The sequence below is a fragment of the Microlunatus spumicola genome, from assembly GCF_039536445.1.
In the GTDB taxonomy this organism is placed as follows: domain Bacteria; phylum Actinomycetota; class Actinomycetes; order Propionibacteriales; family Propionibacteriaceae; genus Microlunatus; species Microlunatus spumicola.
Window position 1 is genome coordinate 335,673 of sequence record NZ_BAAAYR010000005.1, and the last position, 8,778, is coordinate 344,450.

Genomic DNA, 8,778 nt, shown 5'->3' on the forward strand with positions numbered 1-8,778 from the left:
CGACCGGCGAGTGCGCGCAGAACGCGTGACCCACCGGCGTGTCCCCGCGGTTCGCGCGCACTCGGGAGCGGCATCGCGGTCCGGCTGGTCAGCCGAGCAGGTCGACGACCTCGGCCCAGGTCTCCACGATCGCGGTGACGCCCACGTCGGTGAGCACCTGCCGGCGCTCCTTGCGCTCGGCGGGCTGCACGAACTGCAGGTTGCCGATCGTCGGGATGCCGGCGGCAACCGCGGAGGTCGCGCCCGTGCCCGAGTCCTCGACCGCGACGGCCTCGGTCGCCGGCAGCCCGAGGGCGTGCAGCGCGTAGAGGTAGATCGCGGGGTCCGGCTTGCTCGTCGGGACGGGCAGCGAGTCCTCCGCGCTGAACCGCCGCTCGGGTGGGAACCAGCCGGCCATGCCGGTCACCTCGAAGCACGCGGCGATCCGGTCGTCCGCGCTCGAGCTCACCGCCGCGAGCCCGCGGTGCCCGGCCAGCTCGGTGAGCGGGCCCAGCACGTCGGGGTCGGGCCGGAGCTCCCGGCGCAGGTGCGCGGTCACGGCGACCTTCTCCTGCCGCACCCACTCCTCGAGCTCCGCCGGGGCGGGCGTGGGCAGGCCGTGCTCGCGCGCGAGCGTGGCCAGGACGACGCGGTAGCTCATCCCGGTCACGGCCAGACGCAGCTCCTCCGCGCCGTAGCGGCGGTGCACGCCGTGCTCGGCGAGGAAGCGGTTCGTCACCTCGACCGAGGCGACGAAGGCCGGCTCCTCGGAGGGGAAGAGGTTGCCGTCGGCGTCGCAGAGCACGACCCGGGCCGTGCGCAGCCGGTCGACCTCGGGGGTGGGCACGACGGGGATCCTAGGCTCTGGCCTCAGTCGCTCGGTGCGCCCTCGTAGTCGACGATCTCGTCCACGTTGGCCTTGGAGTGGCTGCTCGGGTCGAAGGCGTAGCCGAGCCACTCCTTGGCGAGGCGCCGGGCCAGCTCCAGGCCGATCACCCGCTCGCCCATGGTCAGGATCTGGCAGTCGTTCGACAGGATCGAGCGCTCCACGCTGAACGAGTCGTGGGCCACCGTCGCGCGGATGCCCTTGACCTTGTTCGCGGCGATGGAGACGCCGATGCCGGTGCCGCAGACGAGGATCGCGCGGTCGGCCTCGCCGGCCATGATCTTGGTCGCCGCGGCGATCGCGACGGACGGGTAGGTGCCCGCCTTGGGGTCGCTCTCGTTCACGCCGAGGTCCTCGACGCTCGCGACGCGGGGGTCCTCGCGGGCGTCCGCCAGGATCGCGTCCTTGTAGTGGTAGCCGGCGCTGTCGCCGCCGAGCAGCAGACGGATGCCGTCAGCCATGGTGAGCCTCTCTTCGTACGTGGTCGGTCCGAGGTGGTCGGGGGTGCCCGGCCGACGTCCAGTCTGGCGCGGTCGGGCGGCGCGGTCGGGCGGGGAGCGGCCGTCAGGCGGGGGAGGACGGGCCGTCGGCGAGGACGTCGCCGATCGCCGTGACGATCAGGGCGAGGGAGATCGCGCCGGGGTCGGGCGTGCCGACGCTGCGCTCGGCGAGCGGGCGGGCCCGGCCGATCTTCGGCGTGAGGGACGCCGTCGCCTGCGCGGCCTCGGTGGCGGTCGTCGCGGCGTCGCGCCACGCCTGCGCGAGCGGGGTCCCGCCGTCGACGGCGCCGACGAGGGCGTCGACGAAGGGGAACAGCGCGTCGAGCATCGTCTTGTCGCCGAGGCTGGCCTTGCTGAACTCCTGCAGCCGGGTCGTGGACGCCTGCACCGCGTGCGCGGCCGCCTCGTCGGTGACCGCGTCCTCGTCGCCCAGCTGCTGCCCGACCCCGTCGAGGAGCAGGCCCCAGAGGATGCCGCTGGTGCCGCCGGCCTTGTCGCCGAAGGCCGAGCCGGCCGCCGCGAGCAGCGACCGGACCCCGGCGCCGGCCTCGGCCGCCGTGTCGGCCGCCTCGGTTGCCGCCTTCGCCCCGCGCGACATGCCGATGCCGTGGTCGCCGTCGCCGGCGACGGCGTCGAGGCGGCCGAGCTCGTCCTTGTGCTCCTCGACGGTCGCGCTGAGGGCGGCGACGGCGCGACGGGCGACCTCGGCGGCCCGACGGGACTCCTCGCTCGCCTCGGCGACCGCGCTCTGCGTGGTCTCGCGGGTGACCTCGCGACGTTCGGTGAACCGGTCGCTGGTCACCGGGGTGCCGCGGCGGTAGGCGGGGGTGTCGGCCGGGGCGGTCCAGAGCTCCTCGAGCTCGTCGTCGAGCCAGGTGACCGAGAGCGAGCACCCGGCCATGTCGAGGCTGGTCACCAGCTCCCCGACCTCGGGCTGCACGAGCGTGACGCCCGCCTTCTCCAGCAGCGGGGCGACGTGGGCGAAGAGGACGAACAGCTCCTCGTACTTCGTCGCACCGAGACCGTTCACGAGCACCGCCGCGCGCCCGTCGGCGTCGGCGGGGCGCTCGGCCAGGACCGTGTCGACCAGCCGGGCCGCGAGGGCCGGGGCCGGCATCCAGGCGTCGGAGGTGATGCCGGGCTCGCCGTGGATCCCGAGCCCGAAGTCCATCTGCCCGGGTTCGACGTGGAAGAGCGGCTCGCCGGCGCCCGGCATGGTGCAGCCGTCGAACGCGACGCCGAAGGAGTACGTGGCGGCGTTGGCCTTGGCCATCACGCGCTCGACCCCGTCGAGGTCGAGGCCGGCCTCGGCGGCCGCGCCCGCGACCTTGTAGACGGTGAACGTGCCGGCGATGCCGCGGCGCTTGGCCTGCTCGTCGGCCGAGGCCGAGGCGATGTCGTCGGTGACCCAGACGATCCGCACGTCGATGCCCTCGGCCTCGAGCCGGTCGGCGGCGACCTTGAAGTTGAGGCGGTCGCCCGCGTAGTTGCCGAAGCCCATCACGAGCCCGGCGCCACCGTGGGCGGCCCTGCAGACCCGGTAGACCTGCTCGGCGGAGGGGGAGGCGAAGAGGTCGCCGAGCACCGCGCCGTCGGCGAAGCCGGTCCCGACCGTGCCGCTGTACGAGGGGTAGTGCCCCGACCCGCCGCCGAGGACCAGGCTGACCTTGCCCTCGAGGGGTCCGCCGGCCCGGACGAAGCCCGAGGCCTCGGGCACCCGCTGGACGTAGGTGGGGTAGGCGGCGGCGAAGCCGACGAGGACGTCGTCCTTGAAGGCGGCGGGGTCGTCGTAGACGTGGGTCATGCGGAGCTCCTGGGACGACGGCGGGACAGGGCGGGTGGAGGTCCCGGGCCCGTGGGCCCGGGACCTCCGGCTCGGACTAGCTGCTCAGCTGGAAGTTGTTCACCTGAGCGGCGTTGTCCTTGTTGATCAGGGTGCAGTCCAGCGCCTGCTTCTCGTCGGGCACCCCCGTCTGACCATTCTTGATGACGCCGTCCAGCTCGGTGATGGCCTTGTTCGTGCCCTCCACGATGGGCTGGAGGACCGTGGCCACCATCTCGCCCTTCTTGACCGCGTCGACCGCGTCCTGGTTGCCGTCGAAGCCCAGCACCTTGACCTGGTCGAGCTTGCCCTTCTCCTTGAGCGCGTTGATCGCGCCCAGGGCCATCTCGTCGTTGCCGGCGATGACGCCCTTGACGTCGGGGTTCTTGCTCAGCAGGGACTCCATCTTCTCCTGGCCCTGCTGGCGGTCCCAGTTGGCGATCTCCATGCCCACGCTCTTCAGGTCGGGGTACTGCGAGATGACCGACTTGTAGCCGTCGGATCGGACCTGCGCGTTGTTGTCGCTGGGCTTGCCGAACAGCTCGACGTAGGTGCCCTTGTAGTCCATGGCCTCGGCCCACGCCTCCGCGCCGAGACCGGCGCCCTGCGCGTTGTTCGACACGATCTGCGCCTTGGCCAGGCCCGTCTTGGAGATCTCGGCGTTGATGAGGACGACCGGGATCTTGGCGTCGACCGCCTTCTGCACGGCCGCGACGCTCTCGTCGGCGCCGGCCGGGTCGAGCAGGATGCCGGCGACCTTGTCGTTGATCGCGGTCTCGATCAGCTGGTTCTGGGTCTCGGGGTCGTTGTTGTTGGCCGACACCGTGGCCTTGTAGCCGAGCTTGGTCACCGCGGCCTGGGCCGTGTCGGCCTCGGCCTTCCAGTACGGGTTGCTCGGGTCGACGGTGATGATCGCGATGGTGCCGCCCGCGGCGCCACCTCCCGCGCTGCCGCTCGCGGAGGCGGCGGGCTGGGCGTCACCGCCACCGCCGCAGGCGGCGAGGGTGACCATGAGGGCGGCGGCGGTCAGCAGGGGACCGCTCCGGCGGAGGTTGAACATCAGTGTTCCTTTCGGTGGCGTACGGGGTGGGTGGGTGGCTGGACGGGGTGATGGAAGGAAGGTCAGCCGGTCTTGGTGGCGCTGCCCTGGCGGACCGCGGCGACGGCTCGGCGGGCGTTGCGGCGCCGGCCGATGATCTGCTGGATCTGGTCGACGGCGACGGCGAGGATGATCACGGCTCCGGTGATCACCTTCTGCCAGAAGGGGGAGACCCCGACGATCACGAGGCCGTTGGCGAGGAAGCCGATGACGAAGGCGCCGATGATCGTGCCGCGCACCGTGCCGCGGCCGCCGGAGAGCGCGGCACCGCCGATGACGACCGCCGCGATGGCGTTCAGCTCGTAGTAGGTGCCGAGGTCGGCGGTGGAGGAGCTGATGTTGGCCATCTGCAGGATCCCGACCACGCCGGCGCACAGCCCGGAGAGGACGTAGATCCGGGTGCGGATCCGCTTCACCGGCACGCCGGAGAGCTGGGCGGCGCGCTCGTTGCTGCCGGTCGCGTACAGCCAGCGTCCGAAGGGCGTGCGGGTCAGCACGATCGAGAAGACGACCGCGAAGAGGATCATCACCCAGGCAGAGATCGGCAGGCCGAGCGGGCGGCTCGCGAAGACCGTGAAGAAGCCGGTGTTGTTGAGGTAGGGCTGCCCGCTGAGCTCGTTGGTGATGTTCTGCCCGTTCAGCAGGACCTCGGTGAGGCCCCGGGCGACGTAGAGCATGCCGAGCGTCGTGATGAAGGGTGCGAGGTTGAGCCGGGCTATCAACAACCCGTTGACCCAGCCCACCAGCATCCCGACCGCGACGGAGAGCACCACGATCACCCAGACCTGGGGGAACATGATCGCCTCGGTCAGCGGGAGGTTCAGCCCGCGGAACAGGGTGCCGGCCACCGCGGCGGTGAGGCCCACCGTGGAGCCGACCGAGAGGTCGATGCCGCCGTTGAGGATCACCAGCAGCATCCCGAGCGCGACGATGGCGTTGAACGCCACCTGCTTGGTGATGGTGGTGAGGTTGCCGGCCGTCAGGTAGTTGTCGCTCAGCACCGCGAAGATCGCGATGATGATCAGCAGGGCGATCAGGGCCCGCCCCTCGACGAGGACCGAGTTCAGGTTGAACGACCCCCGGGCCGGGGTGCCGGCCGGGGTCGGCCCGGCGGCCTGCGGGGCAGGCGCGGTGCTCGTGGTGCTCATGACGCTCCGTTTCGGTCAGCGTTGACGGCGGTGGGGACGGTGCCGGTGGGGGACCCACCGGGGCGGTCGGCGGCAGTCCCGCCGTGCGGGACGTCGTCGGCGGGCTCGTGCTCGCCGGACGCCGCCATCACCTCGTCCCGGGTGCACGTGCGCGGGTCGAGCTCGCGCACGAAGCGCCCGCGGCTCATCACGACGATGCGGTGCGACGCCGTCAGGGCCTCGCCGACCTCGGAGGTGACGTAGAGGACGGCCAGGCCCTTCTGGGCCTCGCGGAACAGCAGCGAGAAGATCTCGCCCTTGGCCCCGACGTCGATGCCGCGGGTCGGCTCGTCGAGCAGCAGCACCTTGGGTGCGGTCAGCAGCATCTTGCCGATGACGACCTTCTGCTGGTTCCCGCCGGACAGCGACGTGATCAGCGCGTTCGGCCCGGAGGTCTTGACCCGGACCTCGGCGATCTCCTTCTCGATGTTCGCCCGCTCCGGCCGGCGCTGGATGAAGAGGTTCTTGACCGTCGACAGCAGGCTCGCGAGCGACATGTTCGCGCCGACGCTCATCATCTGCACGAGCCCGTCCCGCTGCCGGTCCTCGGGGACCAGGCCGAGGCCGAGGGCGATCCGGTCCTTGACGCTGGTGGTGCCGAGGTCCGTCCCGCCGAGCAGGATGCGCCCGCCGGAGATCGGGTCGCGGCCGGCGACGGCCTCCATCAGCTCGGTCCGGCCGGCGCCCATGAGCCCGTAGAGGCAGACGATCTCGCCCTCCCGGACGTCGAGCGAGACGTCGTTGACCGCCACGCGGCCGGTGTCGAGCTCGGCGACGGTGACGTTCTGCAGCGACAGGGCGACGTCGCCGTACTCGCGGGGTGCGTCGCGGAAGTCGTAGTCCGCCTCACGGCCGACCATCTGGCGCACGACCCACGAGAGGTCGATGTTCGCGGCCTCCTCGGTCGCCACCAGCTCGCCGTCGCGGAAGACGACGGCGTGGTCGGCGATCTCGATCGCCTCCTCGAGGTGGTGGGAGATGTAGACGATCGCCACGCCCTGGCTGGTCAGCTCACGGATGACCTTGAAGAGCACCTCGACCTCGGTCGCGCTGAGCGCGGAGGTGGGCTCGTCCATGATCAGGATCCGGGTGTCGGTCTGCAGCGCCCGGGCGATCTCCACGATCTGCTGCTGCCCGACGCGCAGGTCCTGGACCAGGGTGGTCGGCCGGATGGGCTCCTCGAGCCGCTCCATCAGCCGGCGGGTGATCTCGCCCTCGCGGGCGAAGTCGATCCCGCCGGTCCGCGAACGCAGCTCGCGGCCGATGAAGATGTTGTCCCGGACGCTGAGGTTGGCGCAGAGGTTCAGCTCCTGGTGGATGATCGAGATCCCGCGGTCGACGGCGTCGGTGGTCGAGGCGAGGTCCACGGCCTCGCCGTCGAGCTCGAGCCGGCCGCCGGTCGGCTTCTCGACGCCCGACAGGATCTTCATCAGCGTCGACTTCCCGGCGCCGTTCTCCCCGAAGAGGACCGTCACCTGGCCGCGCCGGACCTCGAAGTTGACGCCCTTCAGGGCGCGGGTGACGTCGTACGTCTTGCTGATGTCGATCGCCCTCAGGACGACCTCGCCGGCGCGGTCGTCGGCGGCGGTCGTCGTCACGGTGCTCGCGGTGCTCATCACGCCGCCTTGATGCTCAGCGGCTGCACGTTGACCGGCTTGGCCCGCGGCACCGGCGAACCGCCGGTGGCGGTCACGCTGACGACGCCGACGACGTCGACCTTCTTGCCCTGCAGCGACGCCGGGTCCGGCACCGAGGACTGGACGTCGGACAGCATCAGCTTCTTCAGCTCGTCGGCGACGTACTGGTACTGCGTCTGACCCGGGGCGTCCGCGAACTTGAAGCCCATCGCGTCACGCAGGACGCTGCCGTTCACGGCGGTCGTGAGGGGCACGAGGACCACCGTCTGGCCCGGCACGCCGTCGACCTTGAGCCGCAGCGAGGCGTCGGTGGCCTCGACGACGGTGCCGGTCGCCTTCACGTCGAAGACGTAGGCGTTCTCGCTCGGCGACACGGCCTTGTAGGTGTCGGCCGCGCTCCGCGGGTCCGACTGGAAGGCCGGCACGACCTTGCCCAGGTCGGCGGCGTCGCCGGGGATCTGCGTCTGCGCCCGGCCGTAGAGGTCCTGGGCGGTCGCGACGGGGTCGAACGGCTTGGGGGCGATCGTCGACAGCTCGGCTGGCGTCAGGAACTTGGTGCTGAGGACCATCGCCACGACCAGCGCGACGAGCACGACGGCTCCGACGACCCGGCTCGTGGAGAACCGGCGGGTGGGGGTGGCGGTCTTGACCGTGGCCATCAACGGCTCCTCTGCGCGGGGGTGGGGGACAGGTGGCGGCGCTCGGCGGCCGCCCGGCCGGCGGACGCGAGGAGCGCGGTGAACCCGTCGGCGGTCCAGGCGGCCCGGCCGACGAACAGGCCGTCGAGCTCGCCGAGCGCCAGGAGGTCGTCGGCGTTGCCGGTGCTCACGCTGCCGCCGTAGAGGAGGCCGCGCAGCCGTGCCCCGGGCGCCAGGGCGGCGACGGTCGCGTGGATCCGGCCGAGCACCCCGACCACGTCCCCGGGGGTCGCGGCCCGGCCGCCGGCGCCGATCGCCCAGACCGGCTCGTACGCGACGACGACCCGTGACAGGTCCTCCGGGGCGACGTGCGCCAGGGCCCGGCGGACCTGGTCGGCGACGTGCTCCTCCGCGCGTCCCTCCGACCGGACCGACCAGGGCTCGCCGACGCAGACCAGCGGGACGAGCTGCTGGTCGAGCGCCGCGGCGACCTTGGCCGCGACCGTCTCGTCCGTCTCGCCGAGCCCGTCGCGCCGCTCCGAGTGGCCGATCTCGACGACCTGCGCGCCGGCGTCGCGCACCTGGTGCATGGAGACCTCGCCGGTCACGGCGCCGTCCGGCGCCCAGTGCGCGTTCTGCACCCCGACGAGCACGGGCGACCCCTGCGGCAGGGTCGCCCGCACGACGTGCAACGCCGTGAGCGGGGGGAGCAGGAAGGCGACGACACCGTCGGGCACGGTCGCGGGCCCGAGGCCCTCGACGTACGCACGCGCCTCCGCGAGCGTCTTGGTCATCTTCCAGCTGGTGCCCAGCCAGACCGGGCGCGGCTCCGTGGGCGCGGAGCGGGTGGACGGGTCGGCGACGCCGTCGGCCGTCCGGGTGGACGAGGCGTTCACGGGATCAGCGTGACCTTGATGGATTCCTTGCCGCTGGCGACGAGGTCGAGGCCGCGCTGGAAGTCGGTGAGGGGGAGCTGGTGGCTGCAGATGTCGTCCATGGGCAGCGCGCCGGACTCGATGAGGCGGATGGC

8 protein-coding genes and 1 pseudogene are annotated in these 8,778 nt (G+C 72.1%); all 9 read right to left on the reverse strand.

Going from position 1 to position 8,778, the window contains the following annotated elements:
* Positions 1-88: 88 nt before the first annotated feature.
* A complete protein-coding gene (locus ABD665_RS19460; RefSeq protein WP_204911279.1) occupies positions 89-826 on the reverse strand; it encodes an HAD-IA family hydrolase in 738 nt (245 codons plus the stop codon).
* Positions 827-849: 23 nt separating this feature from the next.
* Positions 850-1,326: a ribose-5-phosphate isomerase gene (locus tag ABD665_RS19465; protein ID WP_204911280.1), complete on the reverse strand. Its 477-nt coding sequence runs from the start codon at positions 1,324-1,326 to the stop codon at positions 850-852.
* Between the two features lie 103 nt (positions 1,327-1,429).
* A complete protein-coding gene (locus ABD665_RS19470; RefSeq protein ID WP_204911281.1) occupies positions 1,430-3,169 on the reverse strand; it encodes a dihydroxyacetone kinase family protein in 1,740 nt (579 codons plus the stop codon).
* Between the two features lie 76 nt (positions 3,170-3,245).
* Complete coding sequence (locus ABD665_RS19475; protein ID WP_204911282.1) at positions 3,246-4,247, reverse strand: substrate-binding domain-containing protein; 1,002 nt, start codon at positions 4,245-4,247, stop codon at positions 3,246-3,248.
* Positions 4,248-4,309: 62 nt separating this feature from the next.
* Positions 4,310-5,434 (reverse strand): ABC transporter permease subunit, encoded by a 1,125-nt coding sequence (locus ABD665_RS19480; protein ID WP_204911283.1) that lies wholly within the window; start codon positions 5,432-5,434, stop codon positions 4,310-4,312.
* Positions 5,431-7,089, reverse strand: a complete 1,659-nt coding sequence (locus ABD665_RS19485; protein WP_204911284.1) for an ATP-binding cassette domain-containing protein — start codon at positions 7,087-7,089, stop codon at positions 5,431-5,433. Before ABD665_RS19485 ends, ABD665_RS19480 begins: the two co-directional genes overlap by 4 nt.
* A complete protein-coding gene (locus ABD665_RS19490; RefSeq protein ID WP_204911285.1) occupies positions 7,089-7,769 on the reverse strand; it encodes a DUF2291 family protein in 681 nt (226 codons plus the stop codon). The genes ABD665_RS19485 and ABD665_RS19490 overlap by 1 nt, the downstream gene beginning before the upstream one ends.
* The gene (locus ABD665_RS19495) at positions 7,769-8,644 is read right to left on the reverse strand and encodes a triose-phosphate isomerase (RefSeq protein ID WP_204911286.1); all 876 of its coding nucleotides are present in this window, start codon (positions 8,642-8,644) and stop codon (positions 7,769-7,771) included. The genes ABD665_RS19490 and ABD665_RS19495 overlap by 1 nt, the downstream gene beginning before the upstream one ends.
* Positions 8,641-8,778, reverse strand: a pseudogene (locus tag ABD665_RS19500) (erythritol/L-threitol dehydrogenase); the annotation flags it as partial. The pseudogene ABD665_RS19500 and the gene ABD665_RS19495, both read right to left, overlap by 4 nt.

Coding starts and splice junctions, on each gene's coding strand:
- ABD665_RS19465 (WP_204911280.1), bottom strand. CDS start 1,326: ATGGCTGACGGCATCCGTCTGCTGCTCGGCGGCGACAGCGCCGGCTAC.
- ABD665_RS19470 (WP_204911281.1), bottom strand. CDS start 3,169: ATGACCCACGTCTACGACGACCCCGCCGCCTTCAAGGACGACGTCCTC.
- ABD665_RS19475 (WP_204911282.1), bottom strand. CDS start 4,247: ATGTTCAACCTCCGCCGGAGCGGTCCCCTGCTGACCGCCGCCGCCCTC.
- ABD665_RS19480 (WP_204911283.1), bottom strand. CDS start 5,434: ATGAGCACCACGAGCACCGCGCCTGCCCCGCAGGCCGCCGGGCCGACC.
- ABD665_RS19490 (WP_204911285.1), bottom strand. CDS start 7,769: ATGGCCACGGTCAAGACCGCCACCCCCACCCGCCGGTTCTCCACGAGC.
- ABD665_RS19485 (WP_204911284.1), bottom strand. CDS start 7,089: ATGAGCACCGCGAGCACCGTGACGACGACCGCCGCCGACGACCGCGCC.